This window comes from Hydrogenibacillus schlegelii (genome assembly GCF_001653195.1).
GTDB classification, from domain to species: Bacteria; Bacillota; Bacilli; order Thermicanales; family DSM-22653; genus Hydrogenibacillus; species Hydrogenibacillus schlegelii.
Genome location: NZ_JXBB01000001.1, coordinates 270,788 through 289,344 on the forward strand (window position 1 = coordinate 270,788; position 18,557 = coordinate 289,344).

Sequence of the window (18,557 nt, forward strand, 5' to 3'; positions counted from 1 at the left end):
AAAATTTCCGCCGGCGCAGGCGCGTTCCCGTCCGACCGCCCGACGCCGGATGGCCGTCGGAAGCGCGCCGAACAGAGGCGCCGCCCCTTTCCCCGACGGAGCCGGAAAACCCGAGGCCGTCACCATCCGAGAAGCCTTCGGCCTTCCGCCTCCAGCCAGCGGACGAAGGCGGCGAGGGCCCGGCCGCGGTGGCTGACGGCGTTTTTCTCATCCGGAGACAGCTCCGCCAGCGTGCGACCGAGGGCCGGGACGTAAAACAGCGGATCGTAGCCGAATCCGCCCGTCCCTCGGGGCGCCGGGAGGATCTCCCCTTCCAGCATCCCCGTAAACGTCCGCTCCAGCCAGCCGGAGGCGACGGGGGCGACGAACGCCAGCACGGCCACAAACCGCGCCCGCCGGTCGGTCACCCCTTCCAGGGCCTGTAACAGCTTCGCGTTGTTCCGGGCATCGTCCCGCGGCTCGCCGGCGAAGCGGGCCGAATGCACCCCCGGCGCTCCCCCGAGCGCCGCCACCTCCAGCCCCGAATCGTCGGCGAGGGTCGGCAGGTGAAACACCGCGGCCGCCGTCCGGGCCTTTTCCAGCGCATTTTCGACAAACGTCGCGCCCGTCTCGGAAAGCGCCACGTCCACCGCCGACTCCGCCAGCGTCCGCACGCGGATGCCGCGGGGAAGGAGGAGCGCTTGCAGTTCTTCCGCCTTGTGCCGGTTGTGCGTCGCAAGCAGGATCGTTGCCACCGTCTCTCACCCGTTTGCCGCGCCGCTCTTTTGGACCTTCCGCTTCCTGCCCGGGCGCCGCTTTCCTCAAGCGTCCTGCGCCCCCGAACCACCGCGAAGCGCTCCCCGAACCGGCTCGCGGTCGGCGAAAGCAGGCTAAACGCCGTCCGGGGCCCGCACGACCGCCCCGGCGGACCGGGCAAACGCCCGGGCGGCGATCCGCTCGCCGAGGGGGCCGAGCGCCTGCTTTTGCGCCGCGACGAGCGTTTCGATCCCCCGGTGGGCGAGCGCCAGCATCGCCATCAGCTGCTCGTACGTAAAAGGCGTGCCCTCTCCCGTCCCTTGAACCTCGACAAACGCCCCGGCGCCGGTTCCGACGACGTTCAGATCGACGGCGGCGCGGCTGTCCTCGGCAAACGTCAAATCAAGAAGCAGTTCCCCGTCGACGAGGCCGACGCTCGTCGCAGCGACAAAATCATAAAGCGGCGGCGCCGCCAGCTGCTTCCGACGGGCGATCTCCCCGAGCGCCTGCGCCAGCGCCACAAACCCCCCCGTCACCGCCGCCGTTCGGGTGCCGCCGTCGGCCTGCAGCACATCGCAGTCGACGATGACCGTCCGCTCGCCCAGCGCTTCCAGCTCGACGACCGATCGGAGGGCCCGGCCGATGAGCCGCTGAATCTCCATCGTCCGGCCGCTCGGCCGTCCCTTGGCCACCTCCCGCGGCGTCCGGTTTTCCGTCGCCCGCGGCAGCATGCTGTACTCCGCCGTCACCCAGCCGCGGCCGCTCCCGCGGAGGAACGAGGGCACCTTGTCTTCGATCGTCGCCGTGCACAGCACCGCGGTATCGCCGACCCGGATGAGCGCCGACCCTTCGGCGTATTTATTGACGCTCGTTTCGATCGTCACCGGTCTCAGCGCGTCGTACGCCCGACCGTCCGCCCGCAATCCGATCCCTCGCTTCACCGATGTGCCGATCTTGAGCATGCCTTCATTATACCGCGCCTCGGCCGGCAATCCCAAACGGCTTAGAACGCGAGGGGGTTGATCGACTTCGGCCGCGTGACCGGCTGCGTCAGATCGAGGGCGTCGCCGAGCTGAATCGGTCGACCGTCGACGAGGAAATGCACCTTTTTGAGCGGGAGCGACGTGAGGAGCGAAAGGGCAGCCGCCTCCACCGCCCGAAGCCCCGTCCGCTTCGGCTCCGGCCCGAGCAGTTCCGAAGCAACGTCCACGACGGCCGCCTCGCCGTCCGCCGAGATTCGGTGTACCTCCGCGCCTGGCACGACCGTCGGCAGGAGGGGGCTTCCCGGCGCCGGACCGCGGATGAGCTCCTCCAGCGCCGCCGCCGCCGGATCAAGCGTTCGCGGGACAAGCCGCGTCACCGGCACAAAATAGCGAAACGTTCCGTCGACGCTTTCGCCCTCGAAGAACACCGTCACCGCGGTCGTCTCGCCGGGGCGGGCCGCCGGTGAAAACTCGACGTTGAGGCCGATCGACCGGTCGAGCGCCTCCGGCAACGGCAGCCCCGCGACCGGCATCGCCTGAAGCGACTCTCCCCTCAGGAGGAACCGGACCTTTCGTACCGTCGGAAACTCCGTCAGCGCCCACGTCACCGCCTGGACGATCCGAACCTCATCCTCCGGCCGGTAGCGGTCAAACGCCCCGGTCCAGTCTACGACGGCCGTTCCGTCCGGCCGCACGTCGACGCTCATCTGGGTCCCCTTCGGAAGCGGCAGGCGAAAACCGGCCGGAAGGAGCGCCGTCCCCGGGCCGCCGTCGACCATGTGGAGGAGCACCTGCCGGGCGACCCCTTCCGCGTGCGGGAGGCGGACCGTAAGCGGCATCACGTATCCGTGCGCATCGATGGCATACAGCGTGGCGTTCACCCATCCGGAAGGCATCTCGGTCGGCCGGGCCCCCGCCCCGCCATCGGGGCCCTCCTCCGGGACGTCCGCCTTGGGAAGCGGCGGCGGATCGATGGGGGCCGACGACGGCTGCGCTCCCCAGGCACATCCGCCGATCCCGAGTCCGAAAATGAGGACGACGAACAGCGTTCCTCGGATCCACCGTCCGCCGACCGTGCACTTTCGCATCCGTCCGTCCCTCCTTGCGCCCTGAAGGCGCTTGTTCGGCTCGTACGCTCATGTATACGGACCGGGACGGGCGGATATGCCGGGTCGTTCTAGACCCGTTCCGGGTTCAAGACGGCACTCCGGATGGCGACGGCCCGGCCGAGCCACCGCTCGGCAATCGCCTGAAAGCCCGGCACATCGCCGGTCGTAAACAGAAGCAGGCGCTCTTCCACCGGGACCTCCGGCGCCCGGCGCAAAAGCCCCGCCTCCGTCAGCACCGCCGCGAGCTCCGCCGCCGTCTCCGTCGCCGAGCTGATGAGCTTCACGCCGTCGCCGAGGACGTCCTGAATCCAGTCGGCGATGAGCGGATAGTGGGTGCAGCCGAGGACGAGCGTGTCGACCGCCGCCGCCCGCACCGGCGCGAGCGACGCCTCCAGCACCGGCCGGGCCGCCTCCTTCGGCCAGCCCAGTTCGATGAGCGGCACGAGCTCCGGCGTGGCGATGCCGACGACGGTGAGGTCCGGCCGGGTCCGACCGATCGCCGCCGCATAGGCGCCGCTTTCGATCGTCTGCACCGTGCCGATCACGCCGATCCGGCTGCCCGCCGTCTCCCGAATCGCCGCCCGGGCTCCCGGGTCGATGACGCCGATCACCGGCACCGGAACCGCCGCCCGGACGGCATCGAGCGCCACCGCCGTCGCGGTGTTGCAGGCAATGACGAGGGCCTTGGGATCAAATTTAAGTAAAAAACGCACCATCTCCATCGTGAACCGCACGATCTCCTCCCGCGGCCGGGAGCCGTAGGGGCATCGCGCCGAGTCCCCGATGTAGACGATGCGCTCGTTCGGAAGCTGCCGCAGCACTTCTTTGACGACGGTGAGCCCGCCGACGCCGGAATCAAGGATGCCGATCGGCCGATCCATCCGACCCCTCCTCCCGCGCTTGATCCGACCGCCCGCCGCCTTCGGCGGCGTCGGATGCCCGTCGTTCCCGGTTCCGATTCGACACCGGCTCGCCCTTCATCTGCCGGTACAGGGCGCCGAGAAGCGCGATGAGCCGCTCCACGTCCTCCGGCGCAAAGGAAGCGAGCACCTCGGCGAGGTACCGCTGCCGGGCGCGGATCACGGCGTCGATGATCGTCCGCCCTTTGTCCAGCAGGTGGATGTAGACGACGCGGCGGTCGGTCGCCGAACGCACCCGGCGGACGAGGCCGCTCGCTTCCATCCGGTCGACGAGGTCCGTCGTCGTGCTGTTGGCGAGGTACATCTTTTCCGACAGTTCGCCGATCGTCATGTCGCCGTGTTCTTTCAGCCACTGGAGGGCGACAAACTGCGGCGGGGTGATCGGAAAATCCCGCAGGATCTCCCGCCCCCGCTGCTTGATGATGCCGCTGATGTAACGAAGGAGCCACTCCACCTCGGCAACGGCCGGATCGACCGGCACGTCCAACGTGGACCGCTCCGGCGGCGGACCGGTCGACGCTTCCCTTCGGTCGAAAGAAAGCGACACGTCGCGAGAGGAGGAAGTTGCATCGAAATGCGCCATGTCGGGACCTCTTCGGCGATGTTCTTGTCTTAAAGTAAACCGCACCGCCAAAAGGCTGTCAAGGGACGGCGTCAGATCTTGAGCTCCCCCATGCGGATCAGTTCGATGACGGCCTGAGAACGGCCGGCGACGCCGAGCTTCTGGATGACGTTCGAGATGTGGTTGCGGACCGTCTTTTCGCTGATGAAAAGCTGCTCGGCGATTTCTTTCGTCGTTTTATCCTGCACGAGGAGTTCAAAGACTTCCCGCTCCCGCTTCGTCAGCACGGACGACCGCCTGCGCCCAGCCTCTTGCACCTGGCCACCCTCCTAGCCACGCCCTGCACCGTGGCGGCGCCATGGCGCGCGGACGTACGGTCTTGGCGTCAGACTATCTTATGTCTCGCCTTCGGCGGTGGTGTAGGCCAAAACGGGGCACACTACCGTCGGCGGCCCGATCGATCGGGCAGCCCGACCGGTCTTCCGGCCCACCCCGGAGGCCCACCCGGTCGCCGCCCCGACGATCGCTTCCGACAGGCCGGATCCCCGGCTCTTTTGGTCAAATGGCGCCGGAAGGAGGAAGATCATGGCCGAACCGACCCCGCTCCCCGACCCGACGACGGGCCGGACCGACCGGGTGCGACCGGCGGCGGCCCGCGATGAAGCGACCCTGAATCCGGAAGGAAAAGCCGCCTACTGGCTCGATGTCGACCGGATGATCAACGAAGGGCTGGGCGGCGGCATCGTGAGCCCGGAAAACGGCCTCATCGACGAGCACCGCCCGCTGGAACGAGAAACGCCGCCGGCGGACGGCGGTGAGGCGACGGCGTCCGACGCCCCGTAAAGCCATAAAAAATGCCGCCGATGGACGGCGGCTTTTTTCGGCTTACGAATCCCGAGCTTTTCTTCAATATCCCCATTCGTCCGCTCCCTCGGGACGGTCAAAGGCGGACAGAACCGCTCGCACCGCCTCCGGGAGCGCCGCCGGCGCCTTACGCTCCCGATCCAGGTGGACGAGGACGCTCCGGCCGGCGGCGACGAGGCGCTCCGGCCGAGGCCGGTCCTCCGATGCGTCGACGGCCGATCGACTGCCGTCTCCGGCCGGTTCCGCGGGCCCGGAATCGTCGACGGCCTCGTTCGCCCGGTTCCGTTCGCCCGCCGGGGGCGGAGCGTTCGGCGCCGCCGGCCCGCCCCGCCCGGCGGCCGCGGATCCGCCTTCGCCGGCGGTCTCTCCCGTCCCGGCTCGGACGTCCCCGTCGGGGCGGGGTCGCCGGAGGACGGCGTAATCGAGGGTGAGCGACGTCCGGCCGAGGCGGGCGCATCGGACGCCGACGTCGATCGCATCGCCGAAGTAGAGCGGCTTCAGATAATGGGCTTCCTGCTGCGCGACGACGATGAGGCCGGAAGAAGGACCGGTAAAAAGATCGGTAAACAGGCCGAGGCGGCCGAAGTAGTCGATCCGGGCCTGTTCGAAATAGCGAAAATAGACGACGTTGTTCACGTGACCGAAGGCGTCGAGCTCGCCGAAACGAACGCGAAACGGCCGGAAATAGCGAAACCCCGCCAGCCAAGCGTCGACCGGGCCGGCGATGAACGAGAGGCGCATCGTTTCACCTTACGAGAACATCCATTTTTTGATCGAATACCGGGTCGTCTCCCAGCGGAGGGCGGCGATCGACGTCGTGAGCGGAATCCCCTTCGGACACGCCTGGACGCAGTTCTGGGAGTTGCCGCACCCTTCCAGGCCCTCCTCCCCCATGATCGCCTCAAGGCGCTCGTGCTTGTGCATCGCGCCGGTCGGATGGGTGTTGTGGAGGCGGACCTGGTTCATGATCGCCGCGCCCATGAACTTCGACCGGGGGCTTACGTTCGGGCAGACCTCGAGGCAGACGCCGCACATCATGCAGCGGGAAAGCTCGTAGGCCATCTGCCGCTCGACTTCCGGCATCCGGGGCCCGGGGCCGATGTCGTACGTTCCGTCGATCGGTACCCACGCCTTGACCTTCTTCAGATCTTCGAACATCCGGCTGCGGTCGACGATGAGGTCCCGGACGACCGGGAAGGTCCGCATCGGCTCGAGGGTGATCGTGTCGCCGAGCTTATCGATGAGGGCCGAACACGCCTGCCGGGCCTTGCCGTTGATGACCATCGAGCAGGCGCCGCACACTTCCTCGAGGCAGCTCATCTCCCAGGCGACGGGCGCGACCCGCTCCCCCTTGGCGTTGACGGGGTTTTTGCGGATCTCCATGAGCGCGCCGATGACGTTCATATTCGGCCGGTAGTCGATGACGAACGTCTCTTTGTACGGCGGCTGATCCGGCCCGTCCTGGCGCGTCACGATGAGGGTGATCTTGCGGCTCACGCCTTCGTCGCCTCCTTGGCCACGTCATACCGTCGGGGCACCGGCTTGACGAGGGAGATGTCGACGTCTTCGTAGTCGAACTTCGGCCCGTCCGGCGTCCACGTCGCCTTCGTCGTCTTGAGCCACTCTTCGTCGTTCCGCTCCGGGAACTCCGGCTTGTAGTGGGCGCCGCGGCTTTCATTCCGGTTCAGGGCGCCCAACGTGATCACCCGGGCGAGCTCGAGCATGTTCCAAAGCTGCCGCGTGAAGAAGACGCCCTGGTTGTTCCACTCCAGCGTGTCGTCGAGGTTGATGTCGTGCCAGCGCTCCATGAGCTCCTGAATTTTCTCGTCCGTCTTCTTCAGCCGGTCGTTGTACCGGACGACGGTGACGTTTTCCGTCATCCACTTCCCGAGCTCTTCGTGCAGCTTGTAGGCATTTTCCTTCCCGCCGCGCATGCCGAGGATGCGGCGATACTTTTCTTCCTCCCGCTTCACCGCCGCCTCGAAGAGCGTGCTCGGGAGGTCGTGGGCGGATTTCTTGAGCCCCCGCATGTACTCGACCGACTTGGGACCGGCGACCATGCCGCCGAAGACGGACGAAAGCAGCGAATTGGCGCCGAGGCGGTTGGCGCCGTGATACTGGTAGTCGACCTCGCCGGCCGCAAAGAGGCCCGGGATGTTCGTCATGTGGTTGTAGTCGATCCAGAGGCCGCCCATGGAGTAGTGCACCGCCGGGAAGACCTTCATCGGAACCTTGGTCGGATCGTCGCCCATGAACTTTTCGTAGATCTCGAGCACCCCGCCGAGCTTCACCCGGAGCACCTCCGGCGGGATGTGCGAAACGTCGAGGTACACCATATGCTCTCCGTTGATGCCGAGGCCCAGATCGACGACGACGTGGAAGATTTCCCGGGTGGCGATATCCCGCGGCACGAGGTTGCCGTAAGCCGGGTACTTTTCCTCGAGGAAATACCACGGCTTCCCGTCCTTGTACACCCACACCCGGCCTCCTTCGCCGCGGATCGATTCGCTCATCAGGCGGAGTTTGTCGTCGCCGGGGATGGCCGTCGGATGCACCTGGATGAACTCGCCGTTGGCGTAGATCGCCCCCTGCTGGTAGACGGCCGAGGCGGCGCTTCCGGTGTTGATCATCGAGTTGGTCGATTTGCCGAAGATGAGTCCCGGTCCGCCGGTGGCGAGGATGACGGCATCCGCCGGGAAGGCCCGGATCTCCATCGTCGTCATGTTTTGCGCCACGATCCCCCGGGCGACGCCTTCCTCGTCCAGGACGAGGGAGAGAAACTCCCACCCTTCGTACTTTTCCACCAGGCCGGCGACCTCATGCCGGCGCACCTGTTCGTCCAGCGCGTACAGGAGCTGCTGCCCGGTCGTCGCCCCGGCGTACGCCGTCCGGTGATAGAGGGTGCCGCCAAAGCGTCGGAAGTCGATGAGCCCTTCCGGCGTCCGGTTGAACATGACGCCCATCCGATCGAACATGTAGATGATCCCCGGCGCCGCCTCGGCCATCGCCTTGACCGGCGGCTGGTTGGCGAGAAAATCGCCACCGTAGATCGTGTCGTAAAAATGCTGCCACGGCGAGTCGCCCTCGCCCTTGGTGTTGACGGCGCCGTTGATCCCGCCCTGGGCGCAGACGGAGTGGGACCGCCGGACCTTGACGACGGAAAAAAGCTTCACCGGCACGCCGGCTTCTGCGGCCTTGATCGTCGCCATCAGCCCCGCCAGCCCGCCGCCGACGACGATGAGCGTTTGCTTTGCCATCCGCCTCTACTCCCCTCTCACGCGATAAACGCAAAGAGCGCCATGAGCCCGACGTACGACAGAAAGACGAACACGATCGCCGACACGTAGGTCATTTGCCGCTGGGCCCGGGGGCCGACGGCGAGACCCCAGCTGACGGCAAACGACCAGAGGCCGTTCGAAAAGTGGAACACCGTCGAAAGGATGCCGATCACGTAAAAGGCGATCGAGACGGGGTTGTCGAGGATGTTTTTCATCATCTCGAAGTTCACCGGCTGGCCGAGGGCCGCCTGAACCCGCGTCTCCCAGACGTGCCAGGCGATGTAGATGAGGGTGATGAGACCGGTGAGCCGCTGAAGATAGAACATCCAGTTCCGGAAATAGCCGTAGTTCGGCAGGGTGTTTTTCGGCTGAAAGGCGATGACCACGCCGAGGGCCGCGTGAAAGAGGATCGGGAGATAGATGAAGAAGATCTCCATGAGGAGGACGAACGGCAGGCTGTTGATCCACCGCACGGTCGCCTCGAACTTCTCCGGCCCCCCGACCGCCGAGTAGTTGGCGATGAGGTGCTCGATCAAAAAGGCGCCGATCGGGATGACGCCGAGGAGCGAATGCAGCCTGCGGCTGACAAAGGAACGAGGTAAGACGGTTGCCATCGAATCCCTCCGCCTCCGGCCGGGGCCGACCCGGGACAATATTGTGAAAAAAAGCACGCGTGGTTTGATAGGTGAAACTCCGGATCATTTTTCCGCTTTCATTGTACCGTCGGGTCAAAAAAAGGTCAAGAAAACGCTCCCGCATCGACGGCTGGCCATCCCGCCCGACCGGAAACGGCCCGAAAACGGCCCCCGTCGACGGCGCCCAACCCTTGTTCACTCCGCCGCCTCGGCGATCCGGGCGGCCAGCCGGCCGAGGCCGTTCTCCTCGCCGAGGCCGAAGCCGTCGTGAAGCATGCGGACGGCATCCGCCCCGAGGGCGCGGGGGATGACCGCCGACACCTTGATCTCGGAGGTGCTCACCATCTTGACCGGAATGCCGGCGGCGGCGAGCAAGCGAAACATCGTCGCCGCGACGCCGGGCCGGGTGGCCATGCCGGCGCCGACGATGGACACTTTGGCCAGGTCCGCCTCGACCTCGACCGCCGCATGACCGAGGGTCGCCTGAAGGCCGTCGAGGACGGCCCGGGCCCGGTCGACGTCGTCCTCCTGGACGGAAAAGGCGACGTCGGTCGTGCCGTCGTTCCGGGTGGTGTGGATGATGATGTCGACGTTGACGCCGGCGGCCGCCAGCGCTTCAAACAGATCGGCCAGCGTCGTCGGCCGGAGCGAGAGGCCGACGAGGGTAAGCCGCGCCACCGCCTTGTCGAGGGCGACGCCGCTGACGACCCGGTCGTCTTCGAGGCCGCCGGCGTTCTCACCCGAAGCGGCCGGATGCGCGCCGGTCGAATCCGAGGCGCCGGGCGCCTCCGCGGCCGTCCGCGCCTTCAGCTCCGTCGAAGCGGAACGGTCTTGAGCGTAAGAGGCGGCGCCGGTCGATCGCTCATGGCGGACGTCCTCCGGACGCGTCGAACGCGTTTCCACGATCAGTGTCCCCCCTTCGTCCGTATACGATGAGCCGACAAATAGCGGCATCCGATAGCGCTTGGCGAGCTCCACCGACCGCGGGTGAAGGACGCCGGCGCCGAGATGGGCCAGCTCGAGCATCTCGTCGTACGTCACCGTCGGAAGAAGCCGCGCCCGAGGTTCGATCCGCGGGTCGGTCGTGTAGACGCCGGGGACGTCGGTATAGATTTCACACCGATCGGCGCCGAGGGCGACCGCCAGGGCGACCGCCGTCGTGTCGGATCCGCCGCGGCCGAGGGTCGTGATCTCGCCGCCGGCGGTGATGCCCTGAAAGCCGGCGACGATCGCCACCGTCCTTTCGGCGAGAAGCGCGCGCAACTTTTTCGCGTCGACGGCCCGGATGCGGGCCCGCTCATGAACCGCCTCGGTGAGGATGCCGGCCTGCCAGCCCGTCAGGGATACCGCCGGCACGTCGAGGGCCTTCAAGGCCATGGCGAGGAGGGCAATCGACACCTGCTCGCCGGTGCTTAAGAGCATGTCCATTTCCCGGGCAAACGCCGGCTCTCGCCGTCGGTCGCCGACGACCGCCTCGGCCAGGGCGATGAGATCGTCGGTCGTCCGGCCCATGGCGCTGACGACGACGGCGAGCTCGTGTCCCTCCCGGTGGCGGGCGGCGATCCGCCCGGCGACGGCTCGGATGCGGTCGGCGTCCTTGACCGAAGAGCCGCCGTATTTTTGCACGATGCGCACCGGCCTCCACTCCCTTGAGGACTTTGTCTCTTTAAAGCGCTCATGGTTCCCATTTTATCCGAGGGGGGGGCCTTCGGCAACGCGGTCGGCCGCCCGGGCGCCGCCGTCCGCCGAATCGACCGCCGCCTCGATCTCCCCGGCTTCGGCGTCGATGCCGGATTCGTCGAGACCGCCGGAGGGCGCCGGCGCCGCTCCGGCGCCGGAGCGCCGATCCGGCCGGGGCCGCTCCTCCGGGGCTCCCTCCGAGGCCGCGCCGCCGGCGTCGAGCGCCAGCAGGCGTTCCCGGAGCGCCTCCGCCGCCGGACGGCCGATGAGGCGCCGGATCTCTTCCGGGTCGGCCGCGCGAAGGCGCCGGAGGGAGCCGAAGTGCGTAAGGAGGGCGCGCTTTCGCTTCGGACCGATCCCCGGCACGCCGTCGAGCAGCGATGCAAGGGCGCTCGACCGGCGAACGGCGTGGTGGTACGCCTGGGCGAAGCGGTGCACCTCTTCCTGGATGCGGGCGATGAGGACGAACGCCTCGCCGGAGCGCGGGAGGGCGACCGGCGCCGGGGGATCGCCGAAAAGGAGTCCGGCCGTCCGATGCCGCTCGTCCTTGACCATGCCGGCGACGGGCAGAGAAAGGCCGAGTTCGTGCCGGAGGACGTCGACCGCCGCCTCGACCTGCGCCCGGCCGCCGTCGACGAGGACGAGATCGGGATGCGGCGCGCCTTCTTTGAGCAGCCGGATGAAGCGCCGGCGGACGACCTCCCGCAGGGCGCCGGGGTCGTCGCCGCCCCGGGCTTCTTTGAGGCGGTATTTGCGGTAGGCGGTTTTGTCGGGCCGGCCGCCGACGAAGGCGACCATCGCGCCGACGGCGTCGGCGCCGCCCAGGTGGGCGATGTCGAACGCCTCGATCCGCTCCGGCGGCCGGAGGCCGAGGGCGGCGCCGAGCTCCGCGAGGGCGCTCCGGAGCTTTTCGTCGTCCCGGGCCCGGAGGGCGAGGTGCTCGTCGAGGGCGAGGGCGGCGTTTTTTTCCGCCATCCGGACGAGGTCCCGGCCGGCGCCTCGCTTCGGAATCTTCACCCGCCGCTCGAGAAAAGCCTCGAGCGCCTCCAGCGCCGCCTCCCCTTCCGGACCGGCGGCCGGCGGGAGGAGGATCTCGTCCGGCCAGCTGTCCCGGTCGAAGGCGGCGTAGAACTGGGCGACGTACGAGAAAAACGCCTCTTCCGCCGGGACGGAGAGAGGCCGGATGTCGCTTTTCCGCTCGATGAGTCGACCCCCGCGCATGTGCAGCACCTGAACGGAGAGGAGACCGTTTTTCTCCGCGTAGCCGAAGATGTCCCGGTCGGCGGCGTCCGGAAGGAGAACGGACTGTTTTTCCATCACGGCATCGATCCGCCGGATGAGGTCCCGCAGCTCCGCCGCCCGCTCGAAGTCCCACGCTTCCGCCGCCCGGCGCATGTCGGCGGCGAGCTTTTCTTTCACCTCGCCGTGGCCGCCTCGGAGAAACGCTTTGATCTCCTTCGCAATGGCGGCGTAGTCTTCCGGCTCGACGGGCCGGATGCACGGAGCGAGGCACTGGCCGAGGTGGTAGTAGAGACACGCCTTCGCCGGGAGCGTCCGGCACTTCCGGAGGGGATAGAGGCGGTCGAGGAGGCGCTTCGTCTCCCGAGCGGCGGTGGCGTCGGGATAGGGACCGAAGTAGTGGCCGTCTCCTTTTTTCACCCGCCGGGTGATCTCGAGGCGGGGGTGCCGCTCCTTGGTGAGCTTGATGTAGGGGTAGCTTTTATCGTCCTTGAGGAGCACGTTGTAGCGGGGCTGGTGCTCCTTGATCAGGTTCATCTCAAGAATGAGCGACTCGAAGGCGCTCCGGGTGACGATGACCTCGAAATCGGCGATCTCCTGGACGAGCCGCTCCGTCTTCCCATCGTGGGAGCCGGTGAAGTACGACCGGACGCGGTTTTTGAGCGATTTCGCCTTGCCGACGTAAAGAACGTGGCCGTCTTTGTCTTTCATCAGATAGCAACCCGGCGCGTCGGGGAGGAGGGAAAGCTTTTCTTTGAGCTTCACGACGATCACCTTCTCCCCTATTGTAGCACATCGGCCGGGGCGGGCTCTTCGCCGGCAGGATCCCGACCTCCTTCGCTCCGTTCGCCGTTTTCGCGCCACCGCCGTTTTTCTGATATAATCTAACAGCTACAACCGACAAAACAGACACCGATCCGAGGGAAGGAGGGAGCCGCATGCGCGCGACCGTCGGAAGGAAAATCCCCTTTCCCGGGGCGTCCGAAGAGGATAAGGCGCCCGCCAAACCGGCGACCGCCCGGGAAAAAGGACGCCGCGATCCGGCGATGTTTTTGTGGATTCTTCTGGCGATCAGCCTGGCGCATCTTTTCAACGACTCGATGCAGGCCGTGATTCCCGCCGTTTTTCCCATCCTGCGGGAGAACTTGGCCCTGGACTACGTTCAGCTCGGGTGGGTGAGTTTCGCCCTGTACGCCACGGCCTCGGTGCTGCAGCCGGTGATCGGCCTCGGAACGGATCGCCGCCCGCTCGTCTATTTGCTGCCGACGGGCATGCTGTTCTCCCTCGCCGGCATGGTCACCCTGGCCTCAGCCCGTGAATTTCATCACGTGCTGCTCGCGGTGTTGCTCGTGGGGCTGGGGTCGGCCGTCTTCCATCCGGAAGCATCGCGCGTCGCCCATCTGGCGAGCGGCCCGCGCCGGGGACTCGGACAATCGATCTTCCAGGTCGGCGGAAACGCCGGACAGTCCCTCGCCCCGCTTCTTTCCGCGCTGATCTTTGTCCCTTTCGGACAGCGGGCGGCGCTCTATTTTGCCCTCCCGGCGGCAGCCGCCGCCGGGCTCATGCTCGCCGTCGCCGCCTGGCGCAAAACGATCCCGAACGCGCACCCCTTCGCCCCCGCGGGCGCCCGGGGGCCGGCCGAACGCGACCGGAAAACGGAGGCCGCCGCCCCGCACGCCGTCCGCCACCGCCTCCTCACTCGCGCCCGATGGGCCCTTCTCGTCCTCGTCGCTTTCGTCTTCCTCCGATCCTGGTACCATGTGGGGATGAGCAATTTTTATGCCTTTTACCTGATCGAACGGAGCGGACTTCCGGTCCAGCGCGCACAGCTTTACCTCTTTTTGTTTCTGGCGGCGGGGGCGCTGGGGACGCTCTGCGGCGGACCGCTCGCCGATCGCTTCGGGCGAAAGACGGTGCTCGTCTTTTCCATGGTGGGCGCATCCCCGTTCGCCCTTCTCCTTCCCCATGCGGGACCGGCGCTTGCCCTCGCGGTCATGCCGATCCTCGGCTTCATCGTCTTCTCCAGCTTTTCGGTGAGCGTGCTCTACGCCCAGGAGCTGTTCCCCGGCCACGTCGGCGCCATGTCGGGGCTTGTCATCGGCCTTGCGTTCGGCATGGGGGCCGTCGGCGCCGTCGCCGTCGGCGCCTTCATCGAGCATTTCGGCATCACACTCGGCATGCAAGCCTTAAGCGTCCTTCCGCTGCTCGGGACGCTGGCTTTCCTTCTCCCGAGCGATCGACATTTCCATCCGGGAGAGCCGGCCGGCCGTCTGGTCGCAGGACCCCCGGCGGCTGGCCGGTAGACGCCGGAAGCGCCGGCACCGAAAATCGGGCGGCCCTCCTTCAGGGCCGCCCGATTTTCTCCACGATCCGGAGCCGTTTCAGGCCTGCTCCTTCCCTTCGGCGATGTAGCGCTGCCGGAGCTCCTCGACGACCGCCGGATCGGTGAGGGTCGTCGTATCGCCGAGGGCCCGTCCTTCGGCGATGTCCCGAAGCAGCCGCCGCATGATCTTCGCCGAGCGCGTCTTCGGCAGGTCGGCGGCAAAGAAGACGTCCGACGGTTTGGCGATCGGGCCGATCTTCTCGCCGACCCACTGCCGAAGCTCCTCCTTGAGGGCGTCGCTCGGTTCGACGCCGGCCCGGAGGACGACGAAGGCCGAAAGCGCCTGCCCCTTGATCGGGTCGGAGCGGCCGATCACCGCCGCCTCGGCGACCGCCGGATGGGCGACGAGGGTGCTTTCGAGCTCGATGTTCGACAGCCGGTGGCCGGCGACGTTGACGACGTCGTCGACGCGGCCGGTGATCCAGAAATAGCCGTCTTCATCCTTCCGGGCGCCGTCGCCGGTGAGGTAGCGGCCGGGGTACTGGCTCCAGTAGGCCTTGACGTACCGGTCCGGGTCGCCCCAGAGGGTGCGGAACATCGCCGGCCAGGGCCGCTCGATGACGAGGTAGCCGCCGACGTTCGGCGGAACGGGGTTGCCCGCTTCGTCGACGACGTCGGCCTTGATGCCCGGAAGCGGCACCGTCGCCGAACCCGGTTTCGTCGTCTGGACGCCGGGCAGGGGCGCGATGAGGATCATGCCGGTTTCGGTCTGCCACCACGTGTCGACGATCGGGCAGCGGCCGCCGCCGATGTGCTCGTGGTACCACATCCACGCCTCGGGGTTGATCGGTTCGCCGACGGTGCCGAGGAGGCGGAGGCTCGAAAGGTCGTGCCGCTTCGGATACTCCGGCCCCCAGCGCATCGCCGTCCGAAGGAACGTCGGCGAGGTGTAGAAGATCGTCGCCCTGTATTTTTCCACGATCGCCCAGATGCGGTCCTTATCCGGCCAGTCCGGCGCCCCTTCGTAGATGACGACCGTCGCTCCGTTCGACAGCGGGCCGTAGACGATGTAGCTGTGACCGGTGATCCAGCCGATGTCGGCGGCGCAGAAGTAGACGTCGTCATCCTTGAGATCGAAGACCCATTTCGCCGTCAGGGTCGTCCCGACGAGGTAGCCGCCGGTCGTATGGAGGACGCCCTTCGGCTTGCCGGTCGTACCGGATGTGTAGAGGATGAAGAGCGGATGCTCGCTGTCGAGGGGTTCCGCCGGGCAGTCGGCCGCCGCCCCGGCCATCGCCTCGTGCCACCAGACGTCCCGGCCGGGGACCATCGCAGCGCCGGCGGCGTCGCCGACCCGCCGCAGGACGACGACCTTCTCGACCGAGGGCGCCTCCGCCAGCGCTTCGTCGGCCCACTGCTTGAGGGGGACGACCTGCCCCCGCCGCCAGGCGCCGTCCTGGGTGATGAGGACCTTCGCCTGAGCGTCCTGGATCCGGTCCCGGAGGGCCTGACTGCTGAAGCCGCCGAAGACGACGGTGTGGGTGGCGCCGATCCGGGCGGCGGCGAGCATGGCGATGACGAGCTCCGGCACCATGCCCATGTAGATGGCCACCCGGTCGCCCTTCCGGACGCCGAGGCCCTTCAGGACGTTGGCAAACTTCTGCACTTCCCGGTGCAGGTCTTCGTACGTGAGGGCGCGCCGGTCGCCGGGCTCCCCTTCCCAGAGGATCGCCGTCTTCGTCCGCCGGGAGCCGAGGGCGTGACGGTCGACGCAATTGTAGCTCGCGTTCGTCTCGCCGCCGACGAACCACTTCGCCCACGGCGGATTCCACTCGAGGACCCGATCCCATGTTTTGAACCAGTGGACTTCCGCTTCGGCGTGCTTCGCCCAGAAGCCCTCAAAATCCCGTTCCGCCTCTTCCCACGGCGTCCGGTCTTTGACCCACGCCCGCTCCCGGAAGTCGGCCGGCGGTTCAAAGCGGCGCTCTTCCCGGAGCTTGCTTTCCAGAAGCGGCCCTTCCGCCGCCTTCACCTCGCGATCGGTCATCGTCCGTCCCTCCTTGCCGGTGAAGGATGAACCCGGTGCCTGCCGGCCCGCCGCAGGCGGCCGCCGATCCCCCGCAGGGGGGCCGGTCCGCCGCAGGGGCGCCGCCCCGGCGCGTTTGTAAAATCGAGTCTAACACAATCGACCGAGACGCGAAAGAACCGGGGCGTTTCAATCTTGCGCGAATGGTGGCGAAGCCGCGCCCGCCGCCGGCGGGGCACCGGCATCGGCGCCGCTTCGGGCGGCGGCGAGCTTCCGCCACGCTTCCATGATCTCGGCGACGCTCGCCTCCTCTTCGATGGTCGAGATGTCCCCCGGCGGCTGGCCGAGGAGCGTCGCCTTGAGCACCCGACGCATGATCTTGCCGCTCCGGGTCTTCGGCAGCATCGGCACGAAGATCAGGTCCCCGACGACGGCGACGGGGCCGAGCGCCTGGCGAACCGTCTTACGGAGCTCGTCTTCGAGGGCCGGCGACGGCCGAACGTCCCCTTTCAACACGACAAAGGCGGCGATGACTTCGCCCCGGAGGGGATCCGGCCGGCCGATGACGCCGGCTTCCGCCACCGCCGGATGGCGAAGGAGCGCCGATTCCACCTCGACGGTGCCGAGGCGGTGGCCGGCGACGTTCAGAACCTCGTCCGCCCGGCCGGCGAACCAGACGTAGCCGTCCTCATCGACGTGCGCCGCGTCGCCGGCGTAGTAGACGCCCGGGATGCGGCGCCAGTACGACTCGGCGTATCGCTCCGGCTCGCCCCACAGGCGGGCGGTGAGGGTCGGGAAGGGCCGCTCGACGACGACCATACCCTGCCGGCCGGCGGGAAGCGGCGTGCCGGTATCGTCGACGATGCGGACCGCCATGCCGGGGAGCGGCACGCCGGCGGACCCGGGCTTGATCGGGAGCAGTCCCAGGCCGTACGGGTTCCCGATGACCGGCGCCGCCGTCTCGGTCTGCCACCAGTGGTCGATCACCGGCACCCGCCCTTCGAACACCTCGTCCTGAAACCACGCCCACGCCGGCGGGTTCAGCGTCTCGCCGGCGCTGAACACCCGCTCGACCGACGTGCGGTCGAAGCGGCGAGCGACGTCGGCGCCGTACTTCATCAGCATCCGGATGAGCGTCGGCGCGACGAAAAGTCCCGTCACCCGCTCCGACTCCAGGAGGCGATAGAACGTCTCCGGGCCGGGGTGATCGAGCGCCCCTTCGAAGGCGATCGTCGTCGCGCCGACAAAAAGCGGCCCATAGACGATATAGCTGTGGCCGACGATCCAGCCGATGTCCGACGTCGACCACCAGATGTCCGTCGGCCGGAGGGCGTACATCCACTTGGCCATCGCCCGGACGCCGACCTGATACGGCCCATGGGCGTGGACGACGAGCTTCGGCTTGGCGGTCGTCCCGGAGGTGGCGAGGATGAACGCCGGCTCGTTGGCTTCGACCGGCGTCGCCGCGTCGCTTTCTCCTTCTCCCGCCTGAAGAAACGCCTCCCAGTCGAGGACGGCCTCCGCCGGGAAGGCGCCGTACGACCGGGGGCCCTCGGCCGCCTCCCACCGCAGGACGACCGCTCGCTTGAGTTCCGGGAGCGGCTCACGGAGGGCCTCGGCGACGATCGCTTCGAGGTCGACCGTCTTCCCGCGGCGGAACGTCCGGTCGGCGTAGAGGAGCACCTTCGCCCCCGACAGGGCGATCCGGTCCCGAAGCGCCCCGGCGCCGAAGCCGGCGAAGACGACGACGTGGATCGCCCCGATGCGGGTCGTGGCCAGCATGGCGGCGATCGCCTCCGGCATCGTCGGCATGTAGATCGCCACCCGGTCTCCTTTTTCCACGCCGAGGGCCCGGAGCCCGCGGGCAATCCGCCGAACGAGGCGGTGGAGGTCGTTGTAGGTCAGAACCCGCCGCTCGCCCCGCTCGTTCAGGCCGATCAGGGCGGCGTGACCGCCCCAGCCCCGTTCGAGGTGGACGTCGAGGGCGGCGTAGCTCACGTTCGTCTCGCCGCCGACGAACCAGCGAAACGACGGCGGCGCGCCGTCGTACGCCCGTTCAAACGGTTTGAACCAGAACGCCTCCTCCCGGGCGATCCGGCCCCAGAAGGCGGCAAAATCCCGCTCGGCTTCCCGCTTCAGGCGTTCGAATTCCGGCTGAAAGATGCGCATCGCAGGTCGTCCCCCCTAAAGGTCGGTCTCGGTC

The 18,557-nt window shown here is 67.7% G+C and carries 15 protein-coding genes and 1 pseudogene; 2 read left to right on the forward strand and 14 right to left on the reverse strand.

The features are described from left to right. Positions 1 to 119 precede the first annotated feature (119 nt). From rdgB to SA87_RS01275, 6 genes and pseudogenes are all read right to left on the reverse strand, one after another. Positions 120 to 734, reverse strand: a complete 615-nt coding sequence (rdgB, locus tag SA87_RS01250) for an RdgB/HAM1 family non-canonical purine NTP pyrophosphatase (RefSeq protein ID WP_066197847.1) — start codon at positions 732 to 734, stop codon at positions 120 to 122. Positions 735 to 869: 135 nt separating this feature from the next. Beyond that, positions 870 to 1,658, reverse strand: coding sequence for a ribonuclease PH (rph, locus tag SA87_RS01255; RefSeq protein ID WP_066442026.1), 789 nt, complete (start codon positions 1,656 to 1,658; stop codon positions 870 to 872). Between the two features lie 80 nt (positions 1,659 to 1,738). Next, the gene (locus SA87_RS01260) at positions 1,739 to 2,806 is read right to left on the reverse strand and encodes a GerMN domain-containing protein (protein ID WP_066197852.1); all 1,068 of its coding nucleotides are present in this window, start codon (positions 2,804 to 2,806) and stop codon (positions 1,739 to 1,741) included. Between the two features lie 89 nt (positions 2,807 to 2,895). Next, entirely contained in the window at positions 2,896 to 3,708 is an 813-nt protein-coding gene (murI, locus tag SA87_RS01265) for a glutamate racemase (protein ID WP_066197857.1), read from the reverse strand. Positions 3,709 to 3,796: 88 nt separating this feature from the next. Then, positions 3,797 to 4,228: pseudogene (locus SA87_RS01270) on the reverse strand (MarR family winged helix-turn-helix transcriptional regulator); the annotation flags it as partial. A gap of 173 nt (positions 4,229 to 4,401) precedes the next feature. Continuing rightward, positions 4,402 to 4,626 carry a helix-turn-helix domain-containing protein gene (locus SA87_RS01275; protein ID WP_066197859.1) on the reverse strand — a complete coding sequence of 75 codons (225 nt, stop codon included), beginning with the start codon at positions 4,624 to 4,626 and terminating at the stop codon, positions 4,402 to 4,404. Between the two features lie 268 nt (positions 4,627 to 4,894). On the opposite strand from SA87_RS01275, the gene SA87_RS01285 reads away from it, so the two are divergent. After that, entirely contained in the window at positions 4,895 to 5,152 is a 258-nt protein-coding gene (locus SA87_RS01285; RefSeq protein ID WP_066197862.1) for a hypothetical protein, read from the forward strand. Positions 5,153 to 5,215: 63 nt separating this feature from the next. Here the strand turns inward: SA87_RS01285 and SA87_RS01290 are convergent, their stop codons facing one another. From SA87_RS01290 to uvrC, 6 genes are all read right to left on the reverse strand, one after another. Further along, the gene (locus SA87_RS01290) at positions 5,216 to 5,914 is read right to left on the reverse strand and encodes an acyl-CoA thioesterase (protein WP_066197864.1); all 699 of its coding nucleotides are present in this window, start codon (positions 5,912 to 5,914) and stop codon (positions 5,216 to 5,218) included. Positions 5,915 to 5,923: 9 nt separating this feature from the next. Next, a complete protein-coding gene (gene sdhB / locus SA87_RS01295) occupies positions 5,924 to 6,670 on the reverse strand; it encodes a succinate dehydrogenase iron-sulfur subunit (protein WP_066197867.1) in 747 nt (248 codons plus the stop codon). Further along, positions 6,667 to 8,430, reverse strand: a complete 1,764-nt coding sequence (gene sdhA / locus SA87_RS01300) for a succinate dehydrogenase flavoprotein subunit (RefSeq protein ID WP_066197868.1) — start codon at positions 8,428 to 8,430, stop codon at positions 6,667 to 6,669. The genes sdhB and sdhA overlap by 4 nt, the downstream gene beginning before the upstream one ends. A gap of 17 nt (positions 8,431 to 8,447) precedes the next feature. After that, the gene (locus SA87_RS01305) at positions 8,448 to 9,065 is read right to left on the reverse strand and encodes a succinate dehydrogenase cytochrome b558 subunit (protein WP_066197872.1); all 618 of its coding nucleotides are present in this window, start codon (positions 9,063 to 9,065) and stop codon (positions 8,448 to 8,450) included. Positions 9,066 to 9,281: 216 nt separating this feature from the next. After that, entirely contained in the window at positions 9,282 to 10,721 is a 1,440-nt protein-coding gene (locus SA87_RS01310; protein ID WP_066197877.1) for an aspartate kinase, read from the reverse strand. A gap of 54 nt (positions 10,722 to 10,775) precedes the next feature. Further along, positions 10,776 to 12,779, reverse strand: a complete 2,004-nt coding sequence (uvrC, locus tag SA87_RS01315) for an excinuclease ABC subunit UvrC (protein ID WP_066197880.1) — start codon at positions 12,777 to 12,779, stop codon at positions 10,776 to 10,778. Positions 12,780 to 12,943: 164 nt separating this feature from the next. Between uvrC and SA87_RS01320 the strand changes: the two genes are divergently transcribed. After that, positions 12,944 to 14,308, forward strand: coding sequence for an MFS transporter (locus tag SA87_RS01320; RefSeq protein ID WP_066197883.1), 1,365 nt, complete (start codon positions 12,944 to 12,946; stop codon positions 14,306 to 14,308). Positions 14,309 to 14,386: 78 nt separating this feature from the next. Here SA87_RS01320 and acs read toward each other — a convergent pair whose 3' ends face one another. Then, on the reverse strand, positions 14,387 to 16,375 hold the full coding sequence (gene acs, locus SA87_RS01325) for an acetate--CoA ligase (RefSeq protein ID WP_066197886.1): 1,989 nt from the start codon (positions 16,373 to 16,375) through the stop codon (positions 14,387 to 14,389). Between the two features lie 168 nt (positions 16,376 to 16,543). Further along, positions 16,544 to 18,523 carry an acetate--CoA ligase gene (locus SA87_RS01330; RefSeq protein WP_066197889.1) on the reverse strand — a complete coding sequence of 660 codons (1,980 nt, stop codon included), beginning with the start codon at positions 18,521 to 18,523 and terminating at the stop codon, positions 16,544 to 16,546. Between the last annotated feature and the right edge of the window lie 34 nt (positions 18,524 to 18,557).